19 protein-coding genes are annotated in these 20,177 nt (G+C 60.7%); 12 read left to right on the top strand and 7 right to left on the bottom strand.

Annotated elements, in window-relative coordinates; translation table 11 throughout:
* The 6 genes from RUH64_RS12715 to pcaC all read left to right on the top strand — a co-directional run.
* Positions 1-551: FAD-dependent monooxygenase (locus RUH64_RS12715; RefSeq protein ID WP_313813838.1), on the top strand; the 551-nt coding region annotated here is incomplete at its 5' end.
* A 23-nt stretch (positions 552-574) separates the two neighbouring features.
* Positions 575-1,393 carry a protocatechuate 3,4-dioxygenase subunit beta gene (pcaH, locus tag RUH64_RS12720; RefSeq protein ID WP_313813839.1) on the top strand — a complete coding sequence of 273 codons (819 nt, stop codon included), beginning with the start codon at positions 575-577 and terminating at the stop codon, positions 1,391-1,393.
* Positions 1,394-1,972: a protocatechuate 3,4-dioxygenase subunit alpha gene (gene pcaG / locus RUH64_RS12725; RefSeq protein WP_313813840.1), complete on the top strand. Its 579-nt coding sequence runs from the start codon at positions 1,394-1,396 to the stop codon at positions 1,970-1,972.
* A gap of 9 nt (positions 1,973-1,981) precedes the next feature.
* Complete coding sequence (locus tag RUH64_RS12730) at positions 1,982-3,388, top strand: lyase family protein (protein WP_313813841.1); 1,407 nt, start codon at positions 1,982-1,984, stop codon at positions 3,386-3,388.
* On the top strand, positions 3,370-4,167 hold the full coding sequence (locus tag RUH64_RS12735) for an alpha/beta fold hydrolase (protein ID WP_313813843.1): 798 nt from the start codon (positions 3,370-3,372) through the stop codon (positions 4,165-4,167). Before RUH64_RS12730 ends, RUH64_RS12735 begins: the two co-directional genes overlap by 19 nt.
* A 17-nt stretch (positions 4,168-4,184) precedes the next feature.
* Complete coding sequence (gene pcaC / locus RUH64_RS12740; protein WP_313813845.1) at positions 4,185-4,586, top strand: 4-carboxymuconolactone decarboxylase; 402 nt, start codon at positions 4,185-4,187, stop codon at positions 4,584-4,586.
* On the opposite strand, the gene RUH64_RS12745 is transcribed toward pcaC, so the two are convergent.
* Positions 4,583-5,371 carry an aspartate dehydrogenase domain-containing protein gene (locus RUH64_RS12745; RefSeq protein ID WP_313813847.1) on the bottom strand — a complete coding sequence of 263 codons (789 nt, stop codon included), beginning with the start codon at positions 5,369-5,371 and terminating at the stop codon, positions 4,583-4,585. The two genes, pcaC and RUH64_RS12745, sit on opposite strands and share 4 nt — an antisense overlap.
* A gap of 80 nt (positions 5,372-5,451) precedes the next feature.
* Positions 5,452-6,345, bottom strand: coding sequence for a LysR family transcriptional regulator (locus RUH64_RS12750; RefSeq protein WP_313813849.1), 894 nt, complete (start codon positions 6,343-6,345; stop codon positions 5,452-5,454).
* Between the two features lie 82 nt (positions 6,346-6,427).
* Between RUH64_RS12750 and RUH64_RS12755 the strand changes: the two genes are divergently transcribed.
* Positions 6,428-7,645 carry an MFS transporter gene (locus RUH64_RS12755; RefSeq protein ID WP_313813850.1) on the top strand — a complete coding sequence of 406 codons (1,218 nt, stop codon included), beginning with the start codon at positions 6,428-6,430 and terminating at the stop codon, positions 7,643-7,645.
* Positions 7,646-7,768: 123 nt separating this feature from the next.
* Here the strand turns inward: RUH64_RS12755 and RUH64_RS12760 are convergent, their stop codons facing one another.
* Positions 7,769-8,959: a hypothetical protein gene (locus RUH64_RS12760; RefSeq protein WP_313813851.1), complete on the bottom strand. Its 1,191-nt coding sequence runs from the start codon at positions 8,957-8,959 to the stop codon at positions 7,769-7,771.
* A 292-nt stretch (positions 8,960-9,251) separates the two neighbouring features.
* On the opposite strand from RUH64_RS12760, the gene RUH64_RS12765 reads away from it, so the two are divergent.
* A complete protein-coding gene (locus RUH64_RS12765) occupies positions 9,252-10,223 on the top strand; it encodes a D-2-hydroxyacid dehydrogenase family protein (protein WP_313813852.1) in 972 nt (323 codons plus the stop codon).
* Positions 10,224-10,246: 23 nt separating this feature from the next.
* On the opposite strand, the gene RUH64_RS12770 is transcribed toward RUH64_RS12765, so the two are convergent.
* The 4 genes from RUH64_RS12770 to RUH64_RS12785 form a co-directional block, all read right to left on the bottom strand.
* The gene (locus RUH64_RS12770; protein WP_313813854.1) at positions 10,247-11,524 is read right to left on the bottom strand and encodes a sodium/glutamate symporter; all 1,278 of its coding nucleotides are present in this window, start codon (positions 11,522-11,524) and stop codon (positions 10,247-10,249) included.
* Positions 11,525-11,526: 2 nt separating this feature from the next.
* Positions 11,527-12,468 (bottom strand): formimidoylglutamase, encoded by a 942-nt coding sequence (hutG, locus tag RUH64_RS12775; protein ID WP_313813856.1) that lies wholly within the window; start codon positions 12,466-12,468, stop codon positions 11,527-11,529.
* Positions 12,465-13,199: an IclR family transcriptional regulator gene (locus RUH64_RS12780; RefSeq protein ID WP_313813858.1), complete on the bottom strand. Its 735-nt coding sequence runs from the start codon at positions 13,197-13,199 to the stop codon at positions 12,465-12,467. The genes hutG and RUH64_RS12780 overlap by 4 nt, the downstream gene beginning before the upstream one ends.
* A gap of 227 nt (positions 13,200-13,426) precedes the next feature.
* Positions 13,427-14,137 (bottom strand): phosphatase PAP2 family protein, encoded by a 711-nt coding sequence (locus RUH64_RS12785; RefSeq protein ID WP_313813860.1) that lies wholly within the window; start codon positions 14,135-14,137, stop codon positions 13,427-13,429.
* Positions 14,138-14,202: 65 nt separating this feature from the next.
* Between RUH64_RS12785 and RUH64_RS12790 the strand changes: the two genes are divergently transcribed.
* The 4 genes from RUH64_RS12790 to RUH64_RS12805 are packed head-to-tail and all read left to right on the top strand — an operon-like array spanning position 14,203 to position 20,175.
* Positions 14,203-14,661 (top strand): 23S rRNA (pseudouridine(1915)-N(3))-methyltransferase RlmH, encoded by a 459-nt coding sequence (locus RUH64_RS12790; RefSeq protein ID WP_313813862.1) that lies wholly within the window; start codon positions 14,203-14,205, stop codon positions 14,659-14,661.
* A 59-nt stretch (positions 14,662-14,720) separates the two neighbouring features.
* Positions 14,721-15,188, top strand: a complete 468-nt coding sequence (locus tag RUH64_RS12795) for a hypothetical protein (protein WP_313813864.1) — start codon at positions 14,721-14,723, stop codon at positions 15,186-15,188.
* The gene (locus tag RUH64_RS12800; protein ID WP_313813866.1) at positions 15,172-15,471 is read left to right on the top strand and encodes a transcriptional regulator; all 300 of its coding nucleotides are present in this window, start codon (positions 15,172-15,174) and stop codon (positions 15,469-15,471) included. Before RUH64_RS12795 ends, RUH64_RS12800 begins: the two co-directional genes overlap by 17 nt.
* 36 nt (positions 15,472-15,507) lie before the next feature.
* The gene (locus RUH64_RS12805) at positions 15,508-20,175 is read left to right on the top strand and encodes an ATP-dependent helicase (protein ID WP_313813868.1); all 4,668 of its coding nucleotides are present in this window, start codon (positions 15,508-15,510) and stop codon (positions 20,173-20,175) included.
* Positions 20,176-20,177 lie beyond the last annotated feature (2 nt).

Raw genomic sequence — 20,177 nt, forward strand, 5'->3', positions numbered from 1 at the left:
CGCTGATCTCCCAGCGCAGCGAAACCGTGCAGCGCATGTACTTCCAGTGCGACCCAAATGAGAACGTGGATGACTGGAGCGAGGACCGCATCTGGAGCGAACTGCAAAAGCGCGTTGACGGTCCCGACGGCTTCGAGCTGAAGACCGGGCCGATCTTCGACAAGACGGTCCTCGGCTTCCGCTCATTCGTGCGACAGCCGCTCTCCCACGGGCGGATGTTCTTGATCGGCGATGCCGGCCACACCGTCCCACCCACCGGCGCCAAGGGCCTGAATCTCGCCTTCGCCGACGTCAAGGTCCTTTTCGAGGCGCTTGATTCCTACTTCTCCACCGGTAGCGACAAGCTGCTGGGCGGCTATTCGGACCTGGCGCTCAAGCGGGTCTGGAAGGCGCAGAACTTCTCCTATTGGATGACCTCCATGCTGCACACCCCGGTGAACGCCGATCCGTTCATGGCTCAGCGTGCCCTCGGAGAGCTGGATACCGTCACCTCGTCGAGGTACGGCCAGCAATACCTGGCCGAGTCCTACACCGGCTGGCCCCACGCCTAACAACTGTGAAAGGAGCACCACTCATGAGCAACGACGCATTCAACAATTCCCATGTGTTGGATCCTGCGGCATCCCAAGCCACCCAGGACCAGATCACCAGCGAGATCGCCGACATCCACGAGGCCTACCGCCAGGAGGTGCTGGCGGGCAAGAAGGCAGAAACCCAGCCTCGGGTGGACTTCGCACCCTACCGCTCATCGCTGCTGCGCCACCCGACCAAGGACCTGCACCATACCGATCCGGAGACCATCGAGCTACACTCCCCGGCCTTTGGCCAGCGCGACGTGCATGCGCTGGAGTCGGATTTGACCGTCCAGCACAACGGCGATCCCATCGGCGAGCGCATCGTGGTCGCCGGCCGCGTGCTGGACGGCGACGGACGCCCGGTGGCCAACCAGCTGATCGAAATCTGGCAGGCCAACGCCGCCGGACGCTACGTGCACAAGCGCGACCAGCACCCAGCACCGATCGACCCGAACTTCACCGGCGTGGGACGCGCCATCACCGGTCCCAACGGCGAATACTCCTTCACCACCATCAAGCCCGCGCCCTACCCGTGGAAGAACCACCACAACGCCTGGCGTCCGGCGCACATCCACTTCTCGCTGTTCGGCACCGACTTCACCCAGCGCATGATCACCCAGATGTACTTCCCGGGCGATCCGCTGTTTGCACTGGACCCGATCTATCAGTCGATCACCGATCAGAAGGCCCGCGACGCCCTGGTCGCCACCTACAACCACAACCTGACAAGCCACGAATGGGCCACCGGTTACAACTGGGACATTGTGCTCACCGGGTCCAACCGCACCTGGATGGAAAACGAAGAGGAGGAGCACTAAATGGCTCAGGCACCCAAGCTCAAGCTCACCCCCACCCCCGGACAGACCATCGGCCCGTTCTACGGCTACGCACTGCCCTTCGAAAAGGGCGGAGAACTGGTCAATCAGGCCCACCCGAAGGCGGTGCGCCTGCACGGGGTGGTCTACGACGGCAACGGGGATGTCATCCCGGATTCGCTGCTAGAAATCTGGCAGGCCGACGAGCACGGCAATGTGGTCTCGCGCGATGGTTCACTGGTGCGCGACGGCTACACCTTCACCGGCTTCGGCCGCGTACCGGTAGACAACATGGGGCACTACACCTTCACCACGGTGAACCCGGGGCCCACCGAAGAAGGCAAGGCGCCGTTCATCATGCTGACGGTCTTTGCCCGCGGCCTGCTCAACCGTTTGTTCACCCGCATCTACCTGCCGGAGGACACCGCGGCGCTGGCCAAGGACCCGCTGCTGGCCTCCCTGCCTGAAGAACGCAGGCAATCCCTGATCGCCACCCGCGAAGCCGACGGCTCGCTGCGCTTCGATGTGCACCTGCAGGGCGAGAAGGAAACCGTGTTCCTCTCCTACCCGCGCGAAAGCTAGGGTAAAGGCATGAGCGGTGTTGACTACGGTGTTTTGACCCCCGTCTGGGCAGGCGGCGCGGCCCCCGAGCGTAGCGGCGATGAGGCTTTCGTTGCCGCAATGCTTCGGGTCGAGCTGGCCTGGGTGCAGGTCCAGTCCCAGGCGGGGCTGTGCTCGCAGGCAGATCTGGATGCCGTCCAGGCCGTGGCCGACGTAGCACGCTACGACCTTGCGCAGCTCGCGGCCAAAACCCCGGACGGGGCCAACGCGCTGATCCCGCTGCTGGGAATGATGCGCGCCCTGCTGGCGGCCGACGGCGCCCCAGCCGGTGCCGGCACCGCCCTGCACCGCGGGGCCACCAGCCAGGACATCATCGACACCGCGCTCATGCTGCTGCTGCACGACGGCGTTCAGGCAGTGCTGCAATCCCTGCACCGCACGGCCTCGGGCCTGGCGGACCTCGCGGCGGCGCACCGCGACACCGTGTGCATCGCCCGCTCGCTGACCCAGCACGCGCTGCCCACCACCTTTGGGTACAAGGCCGCGTGCTGGCTGTCTGCCGTCCTAGGCGCCGCAAAGAATCTGGAACAGCTGCGCGGACACCTGCCGCTGCAGTTCGGCGGAGCCGTGGGAACACTGGCTTCCCTTGAACAGCATCTGGCGGGGCGCACAGAAATTACCGCAACTACCGGGCAGCTGAGCCAAAGGCTGGCGGACCGGTTGGACCTTGCCAGTCCTGCCACCCCATGGCACAGCAACCGGCTGCCCATAATGCAGGCAGGCTCCGCCCTGGGCGCAGCCATCGCGGCCCTGGGAACCTTCGGGGCCGACGTGCTCACCGCATCCCGGCCCGAAATCGGGGAAATCACCGAGCCGCGCGAGGCAGGCAAGGGCGGAAGTTCCGCCATGCCGCAAAAACAGAACCCGGTGCACTCGCTGCTGCTGCGCAGCGCCGCCCTGAACGCCCCTGGCCACGTGGCCACCCTGTACACCGCCGCCGGCACCGCTGTGGATGAACGCCCCGACGGCGCCTGGCATGCAGAATGGCCTGCGCTGCGCGAACTGCTGCGCCTGGCCATCGGCTCCAGCGAGCACGCGGCCATCCTTGCCACGGGGATGAGCATCAACACCGACGCACTGACGCGTAACCTTAAACTCGGCGGTGACGCGGTGCTCTCCGAACGCCTGGCCACCGTTTTGGGCCCGGTCGTCGCAGGGGGCAAGCCAGCCATCCAGCGGCTGGTGCTCCAGTCCCTGACCGAAGGCGGCAGCCTGCGCGAGCTGCTGCGTGCCTCCACCGATCAACAGCTGCTCAGCGACGAGCTGCTGGACGAACTGCTCGATCCGGCAGGCTACCTCGGCGCCGCCGGCCGCTTCACCGACAACGTACTTGCCGAATATTCGGCGTGGAAGGAAACATGGCAGTCCCAACGCTAACCCCCTCCCTGCTGCACACCGATACAGCGCTTCCCACGCTAATCCTCGGCCCGTCCCTGGGCACCGCATCACTGAGCCTCTGGGGTCCGGCAGCGCCCTACCTCAAGGATCACTTCCAGCTCATCGCCTGGGACCTACCGGGACACGGTGAAAGCAAACCGTCGACCGAAGCATTCAGCATGAGCGAACTGGCCGGCGGCGTGATCGCCATGATTCAAGCACTGAAAACCGACGGCATTATCGACCCGGCCCAGAAGCTCTACTACGCCGGAGTCTCGGTCGGAGGGGCTACCGCCTTCCAGCTGGCCCACGAACACCCCGGAATCTTCGCGGCGCTGGCCCCCATCTGCACCGCCGCCAAGATCGGCACCCCCGAAGGCTGGAGGGAACGCGCGGAACTAGTAGCCGCAGCGGGAACCCCCACCATGGTGGTCGGTTCGGCCCAGCGCTGGTTCGCCCCGGGATTCATTGAAAAGGAGGCTGTAGTCTCCACCAATCTGCTGCACAACCTGCAGGACGCAGACCGCTTCTCCTATGCGCACGTTTGCGGTGCGCTCGCCGGCTTTGACCTGCGCGATGAGCTGGTGGGCATGAACGACTCGATCCTCGCAATCAATGGCGCACATGACCAGGTGTGTCCTCCCTCCGACGCGCAGTTCGTTGCCGAACATGCGCCCAACGCACAGGCCGCCATCATCGACTCGGTGGCGCATCTTGCCCCGGCCGAGGACCCTGCGGCCACTGCGTCGCTCTTGGTTGACTTCTTCACCGCCCACTAGCAAAGGACTTTTCGACGATGACCGACTCACAACGCCTGCCCGGCGATCCCTACGATGCAGGCATGGTGGTTCGACGTGAAGTCCTCGGAGGCGAGCACGTCGACCGCGCGACCAGCACCTCTAATGATTTCACCGACGAGTTCCAGGAAATGATCACCCGCTATGCGTGGGGCACGATCTGGACCCGAGATGGTCTGCCTCGCACCACCCGCAGCGCCATTACCCTGACCGCGATGATCGCCGGCGGCTACTGGGAAGAACTTGAAATGCATGTGCATGCAGCACTGCGCAACGGCATGACCCCCGATGAGATCAAAGAGGTCTTCCTGCAGAGCGCCATCTACTGCTCGGTGCCCGCGGCCAACGTCGCCTTCAAGATCGGCAAAAAGGTTTTGGCCGAGTACGACGAGCGACCTTAGGAACGGTTGTTTCCTATCGCCTGCTGCAATGAGTACAGCAACGCCCAGGGAACAATGCCGCTACTACGCGGGTTCTGCTGCGAGGGATAGTTTTTGATCGAGAAGCTGTATTCGCCGCCGACTCCACGTGCATCAATTCGATGCTCGGTCAGTGTCGCATTGGGGTCGGCTATCAGCCTGACCGAAACCACGTCCCAGTCCCCCACCGTCAATGCCACTGCTGCTGCAATGTTCAGGGACTTGGGAAACTTCTGCGCGGCCTGAGCAGCCGAGCCCGAGAAGACTACAACCGGCTCAACCACCGCAGCTAATTGGCTGCATTGGGCTTCACTCATCCACGGCTGAATCAGAGTCGCAGGCAGCTTTCGGGTGGTGAGCGTAACCTGTTGAAATCCGCCCATGGCAGCACCCGCACCGAGCAGGTCAAGCCCTCCGATCGCTCCCGACGTCAACAGCAATCGTCCCGGACCGGCTTGCCTCACTTGTTCTGCGAAGCCGCGATCAGCCAAGGCACCCAAAGAGCTGGCCAGTAGGTCCACGCCGGCGCCGAGAATTTTTACCGCATGCTCGCGCAAAGCTTCTTGACCGGCACATTCAATGATCAGGTCACAGCACTTGACGGCTTCATCGATGCCAAACTGCGGGTAATGCAGCTCTTCATGCAAGTGGCGAACGGCGATTCCCTGGAAGCTAGCACCGGCCACCTTCCCGTCGGCGATATGCCGCGCTACCACCGAGCCGATGGCCCCGAAGCCGAGGACTCCCACCCGAAGTTCATTGCCCATGACTTTGCCTATTCCCTCTAGCAAGCTACGAAACCCACTATCGTCAGCTTAGGTCAGAATCGTTAAAAATCTGTGGTCAACTAGCCATGATGTACGGGCACCTGCTGCATGATCGTCTGCATCAACACAGATTCGGCCGCCGTGGGTTCCCTCGTTGTAGATCTAGCTAGTTGAATTTTCCATTGAAGCGGTACAGGGATGCTCCAAGTCTTGTGATTTGGGCTTTGCTCCAGAGTCGATGCAGGCAAAAAGGAGACGCCTAGCCCCTGCTGTATCAGTTCAAGTGCGAACGCCAAAGAAGATACTTCTGTGCCCACGCTTCGTTGAAGCCCCAAGGCCGCAAAAGCCGCATCGACCGTGGTGCGGTTTCCCCACCCTTGCGGGAAATCGACATAATGCTCCCCCGCAACTTCTTCAAGGGAAATACGTTTGCGGCCCGCCAATCGGTGCCCTTCGGGGATAACAAATAGCATTGGTTCAGCATGCAACTGCCTCAACTCGATCCCAGGGAGCGAATCTTCGGACAACGAGAGCAAGGCCAAGTCTAGGGTTCCGTCTCGCAATGCTTCCAATGAACTCCGAGTCCCTTGGACGGTCTGCCGGAGTTTAACGACAACATCAGGGTACTCGCGATGAATCTGCACCAGCACCGCTGACATGTCCAGTGTCCCTAAATGAGACAAGGTTCCCAGCTCAACGGTGCCGCGGACAACGCCCCGCACTGCATCCACAGCGTCCCGTGCTGTTTGGGTTTGGGCAATGATTGCCTCGGCATGCGGCAACAGTGCTTCCCCTGCTGGGGCAAGTCTGATTGATCGCCCCTGGCGGATAAACAGCTCCGAATGCAACTCATGTTCCAATTGCTTGATCCCTGCAGACACGGCAGATTGAACAACATGCATTGACTGTGCGCCTCTGGTGAAGCTCAGTTCCTGAGCTACTGCGAGAAAGTATTCAAGTTGCGTGATCTGCATGATTTTATTATCAGCAAAATTGATGAGATCTATCAATAATGATCGTTGGATATGATCTAAAATTCCTCGGATACTTAGGTCTATGACCATCGCTTCCGCACAAAAGACCTTGCAAACGAGCACCGCACTCTATGACCGCAGTTTCTGGATCGTCGCATTTTCCTTCCTCGTCTCAATGGCGTTCGCTACCGCTCCTGCTCCGCTCTATGTGGTTTACCAAGCCCATTCGAATTTCAGCGCATTCACCATCACCGTGATCTTTGCCGCCTATGCTTTGGGCGTTGTCGCCTCACTTTTCACCGTGGGCCATTTATCAGATCGCGTGGGTCGTCGAAAATTGATGCTGCCCTCGCTTGCTTTGGGCTTTGGCTCCGCACTGATCTTCCTTTTTGCCCAGAATCTTTCGGGATTGCTGATTGCCCGCTTCGTATCGGGTCTGGGTATAGGCATGCTCACCGCTACAGCCACCGCCTACCTGATGGAGCTGCATGCCAAGGCACATCCCGGCACAGGGCTGCGCAAGGCGGAAATTACTGCCACAGCCGCGAATATCGGCGGCCTGGGCATGGGGCCGCTGGTATCAGGATTACTGGCTGAGTATGCGCCGGCGCCGTTGAAACTCTCATACTCGATCTTTGCAATTCTGCTACAGATCGCTCTGGTGCTGTTGCTCAGCACTCCTGAAACTGCGTCCCCCGTAAAAGGCTGGAAGTACCGTCCACAAGCCGTCTCTGTACCCCATCACGAGCGCAGAACCTTCGCGGCCGCCGCGATGATGGCATTCGTTGCCTTCGCCATGTTCGGGTTGTTCACTTCACTCGCACCGGCGCTAATACGAGGGACCTTGGGCATCAGCTCGCTGGCTGTCTCTGGCGGCGTTGCCTTCTTGGTCTTCGCGGCAGCGGCAGTCATGCAGGTTTTTTCTTCACGCTGGCCGCTGACCGCCCAAACCCATTGGGGACTGTCTGCTTTGGCCGTCGGGCTGGTTGTGATCACCGGCAGCATGCTTTTCGCCTCGTTGACGCTGTTGATTGTTGGCGGACTGATTGCAGGATCCGGTGCTGGCATCGCCTTCAAGGCAGGGCTTGGCACCGCGATCCGCATCGCTCCGGAAGATCAACGTGGCGAAGTAATTGCCGGAGTGTTCTTGGCAGGCTACCTAGGAATGTCGGTACCGGTGCTGCTGCTCGGCGCGCTGATGCTGTACATCTCGTTGATCCCAGCGGTGCTGGCGTTCGGTGCCTTGATGGCAGGCCTCTTGATCGTCACGGCAGTCTTGGCCGCACCCCGCAAGCGCTAGCTGCGAGGGCGGTTGAGCAGATACTCGCGGAGCCAAGACAGTACCGAGTAGGGGTTGTGAAAGTTGTGAACTTTATGAATCGTGTGAAGTTTGTGAAACGTGTGTTAAGTGTGAAATCACGCCCTAATTCTGACCTTCCGCCTTCTGCAGAGACCACCCTTCGTTGTTTCGTTGATCTTCCACGACCCAAAATTGCTCATTTCCAGTAAAGTTCACGCGATCGGTGAACCAGTACGTTTCGTCAGGGTTCCATCCAGCAATAATGCTCGAATAATTATCGCTGACTCTCAACTCTTCACCTGCTGCAGATAGATAGGCTGGAAGACCAAGGTGCACTCCGTCGAAGTCTCGGGCAACGGCCCGCCAATCTGGCTGAACCCACAATCCATCGCGTCCGGAGAGCTGATACCAACTTCCTCGGCGACCAGCACTGACATCCGCGGGATACTTGCGGCATAACTCAATCCAGTGTTCAGATCCTTCGACGTGAAAAATCGGCTTGGAAATAACAGGTTTGATGCGCTGGATGCTGGCTTCCCTCCACCCATATCCATCTTCCTGGCAGTAGAGCCCAATCGGCGCGCCGTCATCAAAAGTTCCGAAGGTGCGGAACAGCCCGCCTGGCGGATTCGACCACCAGACTCCGGATCCGGCGTTCATGGCTGACTTCTTCAAATCCCGCCGGTTCCGATGTTCTGTTGCGAGGAGTTCACTCTTCCACGCTTCGAGCTGCTGCGAAACTGGACTCAGGCCAGGCTCCCACACACTATCTGAATCTTCACCTCTCCAGTGCAATGACCACTGATTATCATTCTTGGACCGGGCCACCCAGTTTTGCAGGATGCCCGATTCGTTCACCAGTTGAGCCACCGGGGCCAACGCCTCGACTAATGCCGGATCACTGAAGATCACGTCTTCTGCATGTGGCGGTTCCCAGTACACCGCTTCGTCAACGGTCCTGCCCAGCGCTTCACGCAATAACTCGGCGGTAATCGTTGGCACCGGGACTTTGGCTACCAACTTCGCTAGATGCTCCTGCATCAGCTCTGCTGTGTTCACCAGAACATCGTCTTCTTCAGACCGTGGGAACCGCGCCACACCATCGCCTCGGCGCTTGGCCAGCCGATACGAAGCATCACGGACCGCTCGTGACAATTTTCGCGTTGCCTCATCATCACCTGAAATCAGTACGTCCAGCAGCAAGCCGCGGCCGCGTCGGCCTTTAAGAAGTGCATCACTAAGATCCATGTAATTTCCCATCAGCAAATGATTCTTCGGCACACCCGTCCGCCCAAAGATATACACTGCAACCATGCCAGTCTTCCCCACTTCTCGATGCAAACCTTGCCCACCCGGGCGGGGCATGTTTCGGGAAGGAAAATCGATTGGCACATTCGCCTCATCGCAGACACCGTGGATGCGCACTGTGCAAGCCACATCAGTGGCGTGGCCAGGGCAAAGCCCGCAAGGTCCCATTTCGAGTGAACCGCAGCATTGGCCGCAAGCGCCGTTGGACCCGGCGTGTAGAAGAAGAGTAGAAACCAGCGACGGCGGCGTCGAAAGCAATGTTCTTTCAGCGCTGCCGTTTGCATGCCTAGGATGAACTATGCGTATTGCTCTCCTCGACGACTACCATGACATCGCCCGCTCGCTGGCTGACTTTAAATCGCTTTCCGAAGACCTGAATGCCGAACTGACGGTATTCACCGAACACTTGGGCCACGACGACGAAGCGGTGATCTCCGCACTTCAGCCCTACGACGTCATCATTGCCATGCGTGAACGCACCCCGTTCCCACGCCAACGCCTCGAAGCCCTGCCGAACCTGAGGCTTCTTGTCACTACAGGCCGGCGCAACGGATCCATCGACCTTGAGGCCGCCAAGGAACACGGTATTGTGGTCAGCCATACAGGTTACAAGGCGCCGGATGCTGCGGAACATACCTGGGCGCTGATCCTTGCAGCGGCTCGGCGTCTGGATATTGAGCTGTTCTCGGCAGACCGTCCGCTGACGGACCCGAACCATTGGCAGAGCACCCTCGGCATGGGTTTGTCCGGAAAGACCTTGGGCGTCTACGGGCTGGGAAACCTCGGCGCCCGGGTCGCTAGGGTTGGGCTTGCCTTTGGAATGCGAGTCATTGCCTACAGCCAAAATCTGACCGATGAACGCGCCAAGGAAATCGGCGTTGAAAAGGTCAGCGAACAGGAGCTCTTTGCCAGCAGCGATGTGCTGACCATCCATCTCAAGCTTTCCGAACGAAGCACCGGCGTTGTGGGCTCCACGCAGTTGTCATGGATGAAGCCCGACGCGATTTTGGTCAACACCTCGCGCAGCAAGATCGTACAGACCGATGCGTTGATTGATGCCCTGAACAACGAGCAGCTCTATCTTGCGGCCGTTGACGTCTTCGATGTGGAGCCGTTGCCGGCCGGAGACCGTTTGGCAGCTACCCGCGGAGTCATTGCCACCCCGCACATCGGGTACGTGACAGTTGAACAGTTCGAGATCTTCTTCAATGACGCGGTCGCTGACATTCGAGCCTGGGCCAAGGGCAAACCCGTGCGGGTGCTGATCTGAGGAGCACTTAGACTGAAGCGGCGTTACCCAACGAAGTTCATACACCAGACGATCCATGGCAGCGCGACCATATCGATGAGCACCGCGCCAGCCAACGGAACAATGAGGAAAGCACGCTCCGAACGTACACCGAACTTGGAGTTGAAAGCGTCCATATTGGCCATCGCGTTCGGGGTGGCACCCAGCCCGTGGCCGAGGAAGCCTGCCACCATGGTGGCTGCATCATAGTTTTTACCCAGCAGCCTGAAGACGACGAACCCGGCGAAGAAGATGATGAATCCCAACTGAACAAGCAGAATGATAGCCAACGGGCCTGCTAGGCTAGCCAGTTCCCAGATCTTCAGGCTCATCATCGCCAAGGTCAAGAAGAAACCGAGGGTCAATTGCGAAATCAGGTTCACTGCATCATCATCGACCTTGATCCAGCCAAGCTTGTCATTCACATTTCGGAAAATCACTGCAATGATCATCGCACCCACATAAGCAGGCAATGCGAAACCAGTCAGATCTGCCAACCAATCACCGAGCAGCATGCCGATCACCATAATGACGCCGATAATGGTGGCGGTGGACAGCAGCGTCGAGTAATTGCTCTTTGCCTCGTCTGACGACGCATCATGAGCATCAGGCACGCCATCATAATCTGCGACCGCTCCAGCGGATCCAGAACTCCTTTTGGGACCAGCGCCCACCGTTGCAAGGAACCCGCGTGCCTTATCGGGCTTCGGGGCCTCGATTTTGTGACGAGTCATCAAGTAGCTAGCCAGTGTACCGCCGATGAGACTACCAGCGACCAGTCCAAAGGTCGCGGAAGCAATCGCCACTGTCGTAGCGCCCTCAACGCCCATTGCCTCCGCTGTCGGGCCGAAAGCCGCTGCACCTCCGTGACCACCTTCAAGGCTGACAGCACCAGCCATGATTCCAAGTATCGGATTAACCCCCAGAACCTTAGCCATGCCGATGCCGATCAAGTTCTGGAAGATCGCTAGTGACCAGCACACAACCAAGTACATCAGCAGTAGCTTGCCGCCCTTTTTGATGGTAGCCAGCGATCCAGCAAGACCGATCGTGGTGAAGAACGCGATCATCGCCGGAGACTGCAAGGTGGTGTCCAGCGAAAGCTCAACGGTCCCTGTTTGGCGCAAAATCAAGACGAGGATTGAGAAAAGGAAACCGCCTACCACAGGCGCAGGGATACAGAATTTTTCCAGAAAGTAAACACGCCGGCGAGCATATTCGCCAAAGACCAAAAGCAGCAGCGCAAGCGCGGAAGTCTGAACTAGGGTGAGTTGAAGTTCCATGGTTATCTTCCTCGGTGCACGATCAGGTCGTTGATCAAGCGAGCCCCCGTGCGGGCAGTTCGCTGATCGATATCGAATTTTGGATTGAGTTCAGCAATATCGGCATGGCGCAGTTTGCCACTTTCCACAGCCGCCACTACGACCTCCCGCACCACTTCAACCGCGATTCCAAAGCCTGCTGGAGCGCTGACTCCTGGTGCCACGCTTGCCGGCAGGGCATCCAAGTCAATGGTCAGGTACAGGTGATCCACAGAATCTGCGAAGTTCGCGACGAACCGTCGCACACCGTCAACATTTCCAAGGTGGCAGTTGGTATCTAGGAGTACCTGCACCCCAAGGGCGGTTGCTCGGTCAAAGAGAACCTTGGTATTGGCTGCTTCGCTAATACCCACCGCTGCGTAGCGGAATGTCCGCCCTGCGGCAGTTTCTGCTTGAGCGATCTGCGAGAAGCCGGTGCCGGACGTCGCTTCGTTTGCGACGCGAAGATCAAAGTGTGCGTCAATGTTGAGAATGCCTAGGCTCCAATCGCCCGATTCTCCCAATGCTCGGGCAAGGCCCGAATAAGAAGCAAAAGTGATCTCATGGCCGCCGCCGAGTCCCACTGTGAAATGTCCATCGCTCAATAGCTTGGAGAGAATCTCAGCGAATTCTTCTTGGCCATCTTCCAGCGCATGGCCGTCAACTTCAACGTCTCCAGCGTCGTATAACGCCAAAGGTTCATGTAGCGCTACTGATGACAAGGCTGCCCGCAATGCGGCAGCCCCTTCACGGGCTCCCACTCTGCCTAGATTTCGCAGCACGCCTTCGTCGCTGGCGAAACCGAGAAGCGCGATTCCCGGTTGCGCCTTATCGGTGACAGGCTGAATAGTGTTATGCCATCGCGCGTTCTCTGATCCCGGTCCGTCGTTGCGACCGGTCCATTCGCTAGGCTTTTTCCACGTCATTTATTTCCTCCACTAAGCGCTATGGCTGTTCGGCAGGTCAACTCGATCAGCTCTTTGCCACGCTGATCAATACGTTGGGCCGGAGCCATGAGAGTTACGGCGCCTTTCAACATGCCTTTGCTGTTGGTGACGGCAGCACTGACGCCCCAAATGCCTTCATCAAGTTCAGCGGTACTGACTGCAAATCCGTCGGCTCGCGCAATGGAGCACTTCTGCTCAAGCTCAAGCTGTTCATCGCGCGGGATGGCGTGGTGTTCAAAAATGTCTCTACGGTCAGCAGGGGAAATTCTGCTGAGCAGCGCCCTCGCAGTCGCCCCGTAGATTAACGGTTGAGACTTTCCAACCGTGTAGCTACACCGTAGGGCACGTTCTGATTCCACTGATTCAACGCACACCGCTTCAGCACCGTGAACGACCATGAACGCTGTAAGTTCTCCAGTTTGCCGTGACAATTCACGAAGGTACGGAGTTACAGTTCCATGCAGCCCCGAGGTATCTCGATAGCGCTCAGCCAATTGAACAGAAACCGGCCCGGCACCGTAATGGGCTGATGAAGTCTTCCTAACTAAACCGGAGGAAATCGAATCGTCTAGGATGCGGTAGACAGTACTCAGGGGAATCTGAGTAACGTCCGACAGCTCTTTGACACTTGCCTGCGGGACTTTAGCCAAGGCTGCAAGAATGCGCAGGACTCGAGAGTTCTGCGACTCTGACGCTTTGCGCTTGTACATCGATCACCTTTGAAATGAATTAGCTCATGTCCCATGTCCGTAGCCCCGTGGCCGGACTCACCAGATTTTGGGCACAGTGAACCATTCTCTATTCAAAATGTGATGTGAGTACAATCGTGATTTCTCATCAGACAAGAAAAACGCCAGAGCTTTTCCCGAAAATAAGTAAAACTCCTAATCAAATGTAATTATTTGAAAGCGGGTATCGGGCGCCAGTGACACACTTCTCACTTATGCCCAGGATTGATTCCGTCCTCGACTAGCGGCCGAGGCGCGAAAAAATAATGCAAAATCGCGATCACCGCGGCCCAGGCCGCACCGATCAAGAATCCGACGACGACATCGGAGAGCCAATGATGCCCGATATAAATGCGGGAGGCTCCCATGCCGACCACAAATAGTGTTGCGAGGCCGCCAATGAGGTAGGCGTAGCGGCGAAGACCGTAGATCACCGCCAGATATGCGGCGATGCCCATCAAGGCCGCAGCATTTAACGTATGTCCGCTGGGGAAGGAGTAGGAGGTCGGCGGGGCAGGTCCTCCGGGAACACCGGCCGGCCTCGGAACCTGTAGCGATGCCTTAAGCACGATCGTCAGGGTCACGGATCCGGCAGCAGTGGCGGCGATCGTGAGCAAGGGCCAGAAACTACGCGCCAACCAGCACAACAGTGATCCGATAATCAGCATCGTGACAATCATTCCAGGCGTGGAACCCCACCAATAAAGCACTTCAGCGACCATCAGCCAGAAGGGGTCTTGGTGCGCCAGCACCCACTGGTAGACCGTCTGATCCAAGTTGGTAGCCCAGCCGCCGATACGCAGCGATACAAGCACTCGGCGGGTGAAGTAGAACATCGCCACAATCAACCCGAACACCACCCATAGGACCTGTTTACCGCCCGTAGGTTTGTCAGGTCCGAAGTACCAAGTAGATCGCATGCTGTCCATCGTAGTCAGCAAGCCAATGAATTAGCCCAACGACAACAATGCGAGAGAATATAGGCATGACGATCAAGGTATTGGCAGTTGGCAAGAAGCACGAGTCGTGGGTGGACGAAGGAATCTCCCGCTACGAGAAGCGCCTGAAGAAACCGTTCGACCTCTCGTGGCAGCTTCTCTCCCATTCATCCCGGGAAAACGACGCTGCCCGTACGGAAGAATCGGCACGTATCCTCGCCAAGATCGACGACCGCGACTTTGTGGTGTTGCTTGACGAACGGGGAAAGAACGTCGATTCGCCAACGCTCGCCAACACCCTGCGCGCCCCCATCGATTCATCGCGCAATGTGGTGATCATCATCGGTGGAGCCTACGGTGTCGACCCATCCATACACGCCCGCGCCAACTTCACCTGGTCACTCTCGAAGCTCGTGTTCCCCCACCAATTGGTCCGCCTGATCCTCACCGAGCAGCTCTACCGCGCCCAGGACATCCTAGCTGGCGGCAAGTACCACCACGTCTAGACATCCTTGACTTTCCGTCATGGAAAGACAAGACTTTCCGTAACGGAAAGTGAGTGAGAATGAACTCGCAAGAACCCTCGAACCCCACAAAGCGCGAGGCCGCAGAATTGCTTGCCGAAGCGCAGTCCGCCTCTCAAAAGATGATTCAAAGCAGCGATTCTCCTCGCGGATTCACCACGTGTGTAGTGTTGCTGATCAGCGCACTTACTAGCATCGACGGCTTCGTCCCAAACCAGCTCCTGTATGCGCTTTTCGCATTATTCGTCCCGCTGATTATTTGGCTAATCGTTTTTCTGCGTAAACACGCCAAGCAACGCCCCTTGCCCCGCAGTTCGACCGCCTTTGGCTGCTTCCTGCTGGTCGCCATTCTGGCCACAATGTTCCTGCGGATGTGGGAAGTATCCACCTGGTTCGAGGCTGCAGGGAAGATGGTTGCTTGTTGTGCAATCCTCGGGTTCATAGCCCACAAAATGAACATATCTCTGACGCGAGAACGCATTGAGGACGGCAATGAGCAAGCCGCCTGAGCCGCGCTTCGACGAGCTAATCCATTCTCCTTTGCGCCTGCGGATCTGCGCCAGTCTCGCACCTGTCCAATGGGCCGAGTTCGCGCATCTCAAAGAGAATTTGGGTGTTGCTGATTCGGTACTGAGCAAGCACTTGAGACAGCTTACCGACGCCGGTTACGTGGAAATTGAACGCTTCGCCAAGTTGGGCCGCAGCCATGTTCGAGTCTCGTTGACCGAACAGGGACGCATCGCCTACGTGGGACATGTTGCAGCGCTGCGCGAAATCACGGAAGCCAAGTGACAATGACTGTCGGGGCAAGAACGTAGGATCAGAGTCATGAGCGAAGTTCTTTCCCGGTTCGGTGCGGCCACCCGCAAGTGGTTCACCGATGTCTTCACGGAGCCGACCACCGCTCAGATCGGGGCATGGACCTCTATTTCCGAGGGCAATCACACTCTGGTCATCGCGCCCACCGGATCTGGTAAGACCCTCGCGTCCTTCCTCTGGGCCTTGGACCGGCTGCATCATGCCGAACTCGATGCTCCAGCCCTGCCTGGCATGGAAGAAGACGGCGACCACCCGGCTGGGAACGGCACCAAGGTTCTGTATATTTCCCCGCTCAAGGCCCTGGGCGTGGACGTTGAACGCAACCTGCGCTCCCCGTTGGCGGGCATCCGCTCCACCGCCCATGAGATGGGACTGTCGCAGCCATCCGTCACCGTGGGCGTCCGCTCGGGAGATACCCCGGCCGCCGAACGCCGCCAGATCCTGAAGAATCCTCCGGACATTCTGATCACCACGCCGGAGTCCCTCTACCTGATGCTCACCAGCCAGGCTCGCAAAACGCTGAGCCAGGTGCATACGGTGATCATCGACGAGGTCCACGCGATTGCCAACACCAAACGCGGCACCCATCTTGCCCTGTCCTTGGAACGCCTCGACGCGCTGTTGGCGACCCCCGCCCAGCGCATCGGCCTGTCGGCGACCGTGGAACCGCCCGAAGAGGTAGCCCGCTTCCTTGCAGGTGCAGCCCCGGTGAATATCGTGCGCCCACAGTCAACCAAGAAGTGGGAGCTGAAGGTCCGGGTCCCGGTGGAAGACATGACCGACCTGCCCTCCGCGGCGGCCGCCCACGACCTGGGACCCGGCTCCTCCCCGGCAGCCTCGGCGAGCATCTGGCCGCATGTGGAGAATCAGCTGGTGGATCTGGTGCTGGCGAACCATTCCACGATCATCTTCGCCAACTCCCGCCGGCTGGCCGAACGCCTGACCGGGCGGTTGAACGAGATCTACGCGGAACGCGAGGGTTTCAGCGTAGAGAACCAACGGAGCACCTCCCCCGCGGTGATGATGGCCCAGGCCGGCTCCACCGCGCCGGCCCATCCCGAGGCGCCGCTGCTGGCCCGCGCCCACCACGGTTCGGTGTCCAAGGATGCTCGCGCACAGATCGAGGAAGACCTGAAGTTGGGCAGGCTGCGTGCGGTGGTTGCCACCAGTTCGCTCGAGCTGGGCATCGACATGGGCCTGGTGGATCTGGTGATTCAGGTCGAGTCCCCCAACTCGGTCTCCTCGGGCCTGCAGCGCGTGGGCCGCGCGGGGCACCAGGTGGGCTCGGTCTCCCAGGGCATCTTCTTCCCCAAACACCGCGCCGACCTGCTCTCCACCGCCCTGGTGGTCACCCGCATGCGCGAGGGCAAGATCGAGAAGATGGTCATCCCCGCCAACCCGCTGGATGTCTTGGCACAGCAGACCCTCGCAGCGGTAGCCATGGAAGACCTAGAGGTTGAAGCCTGGTACGACACGGTGCGCAGGGCCGCGCCCTACCAGCAGCTGCCGCGCAGCGTGTACCTCGCGACCCTGGACATGATGGCGGGCAAATACCCTTCCGACGAGTTCGCCACCCTCAAGCCCCGGCTGATCTGGGACCGCGACGCCGGTGCGCTCAGCGCCCGACCCGGTGCCCAGCGCCTTGCCGTCATTTCCGGCGGAACCATCCCTGACCGCGGACTGTTCGGCGTCTTCCTTGCCGGCTCGGAGGACGACAAGGCCCCCAAGCGCGTGGGCGAACTGGATGAGGAGATGGTCTACGAATCCCGCGTGGGCGACGTGTTCGCCCTGGGCGCTACCAGCTGGCGCATCGAAGACATCACCCACGATAGGGTGCTAGTCACCCCGGCCTTCGGCCAGCCCGGCAAACTGCCCTTCTGGCATGGCGACGGGCTGGGACGCCCGGTGGAACTGGGCACGGCGCTCGGTGAGTTCACCACCGAGCTGCTGGCCGGCGAGCGCAATGACTCGGCCGCAGCCCTGCGCGAGCACGGCTTGGACCCCTTCGCCGCGGAAAACCTGCTGAACTACCTGGGCGAGCAGCGCCAAGCCACCGGCCAGGTGCCCAACCACCAGAACTTCGTGGTGGAGCGCTTCCACGACGAACTGGGCGACTGGCGGGTCATCCTGCATTCCCCCTTCGGCCTTGCGGTGCATGCCCCCTGGGCGCTGGCCATCGGCGCGCGGGTGCGCGAGCGCTGGGGCTTGGACGCCTCCGCCATGGCGGCGGACGACGGCATCGTGCTGCGCATCCCCGCCATGGACGACGAGCCTCCGGGAGCCGAGCTTTTCGCCTTCGAGGCTGACGAGATCGTCGACGTGGTCACCAGCCAGGTGGCCAACTCGGCGCTGTTCGCCGCGCGCTTCCGCGAATGTGCTGCCCGAGCCCTGCTGCTGCCGCGCATCAACCCGACCAAGCGCACCCCGCTATGGCAGCAGCGCCAGCGTGCCAGCCAGCTGCTGGACGTGGCTCGCAACTACCCGGATTTCCCGATCATCCTGGAGACCGTGCGCGAATGCCTGAATGATGTGTACGACCTGCCGGCGCTGACCGAGATCCTGGGCAGGGTCTCCTCCCGCGCCATCCGGCTGGTGGAGGTCACCACCGAGCTGCCCTCGCCCTTCGCCCAGTCGCTGCTCTTCGGCTACGTGGCCCAGTTCCTCTACGAGACCGACGCCCCGCTGGCTGAACGCCGGGCCGCCGCACTGAGCCTTGACCCGGTGCTGCTGGGCGAATTGCTGGGCCGCAATGACGTGCGCGAGATCCTCGACCCGCAGGTCATCGCGACGCTTGAGCAGCAGCTGCAACACCTGGCACCGAACCGCCGGCTTGCAGGCATGGAGGGCGCCGCGGACCTGCTGCGCCTGCTCGGCCCCTTGAGCGCCGAAGAATTGGCGCGGCGCCTGCGCGACCCGAACGATGAGCAGGCGGCGCTGGATACCGAGACCGCCCGCTCCCACGCAGAATCCCTGGTGGCCACCCGCCGCGCCTTCACCCTGCGGGTCGCAGGTCAGCTGGCCTATGCAGCCATCGAAGACGCTGGCAAGCTGCGCGACGCCCTGGGCACCCCGCTGCCCGCCGGCATCCCCACTGCCTTCCTTGAACCGGCGGCGCAGCCGGTCCAGGACCTGGTCTCCCGCTTTGCCCGCACCCACGCACCCTTCACGCTGTCCGAACTGGCTGCCGCGCTGGGCCTGGGCGTTGCGGTGCTGCGCCCGGTGCTGGACCAGCTGGTGGCGGCAGGCCGCCTGTCGCTGGGCGCCTTCCGCCCGGTGGAGCTGATCCCGGCGGGCATCAGCGGGGACGAGTACTGCGAGGTCTCAGTGCTGCGCACCATCCGCACCCGCTCACTGGCCGCCCTGCGCGCCGAGGTGGAACCGGTGGACCAGGCGACCTTCGGCCGCTTCCTGCCAGCCTGGCAGCAGGTGGGCTCCCGGCTGGAAGGCAGCGACGGACTCTATGAGGTTATCGCCCAGCTGGCAGGGGTTCAGCTTCCCGCCTCGGCGCTTGAATCTTTCATCCTGCCCGCACGATTAAATGGATACCAAGCCTCCTGGCTTGATGAGCTGACCAGCAGCGGGGACGTGCTGATCTGCGGCGCCGGAGCGGCCGGCGGCAAGGACGGCTGGCTCTCGCTGCATACCTCGGAGTTCGCTTCGCTGAGCCTTCCCGCGCCTGACATGTCGCAGCTGGATTCGCTGGCACGTCGGGTGCTCGACTCCTTCGACGCCACCGGTGCCTACTTCGTGCAGGAACTCGCCGCCCGGCTGCACCCGGCCGAGGGCCTGCCGCCCACCGAACAGGAAATCACCGACGCCTGCTGGCAGTTGTTCTGGGCCGGATTCATCTCCCCGGATACGCTCGCCCCGGTGCGCAGCTATTTGGCAGGCGGCACCACCGCGCACAAGATCGCCAAGCCTGCCCCGCGGGCCCGGGCCGCACGGCTGAACCGGCTCTCCGGACTCACCCGCCTAGCCCGGGAACAGGCAGCCGGGCCGACGGCCCGCAGCACCCGCGGCTCGGCCCGCTGGTCGCTGCTGCCCACCGGCACGCTCGATGCGACCATCGCCGCCCACGCCACCGCCGAGATCATGCTCGAACGCTATGGGGTGCTCACCCGCGGATCGGTGGCCGCCGAGTCGGTGCCCGGCGGCTTCGGCCAGCTCTACCGGGTGCTGTCCAAGCTGGAGGAGGCGGGCCACGCCCGCCGCGGTTACTTCATTGAGAAGCTCGGGGCGGCACAATTCTCCACTGCCAACACCATCGACCGGCTGCGGACCTTTACCCTGCCCGATGACCCGCAGCGCCAGCCGCAGGCAGTGGTGCTTGCCTCCACCGATCCGGCGAACCCCTACGGTGCGGCGCTGCCCTGGCCTGCCACGCCAACCGGCCACCGTCCGGGCCGCAAGGCCGGCGCGATCGTGGGCTTGCTCGATGGTGCGCTGTGTCTGTACCTTGAACGCGGAGGCCGCACCGTGCTGACCTTCGGCGAGCCGAACGACCAGTCCTGGCGGCTGCTGGCGGCCAAGCTGGTGGCCGCGCTGCGCACCGCAACGGTGGACAAGCTGGCCATCGCCACGGTCAACGGTGAACCGGTGCTTGAACACCCGATCGCCCCGGCGCTGCTGGCCGCAGGCTTCTACTCCACGCCGCAGGGCATCCGCTTCAGGCGCTAGCA

The sequence above is a fragment of the Glutamicibacter sp. genome (genome assembly GCF_032154645.1).
GTDB lineage: Bacteria > Actinomycetota > Actinomycetes > Actinomycetales > Micrococcaceae > Glutamicibacter.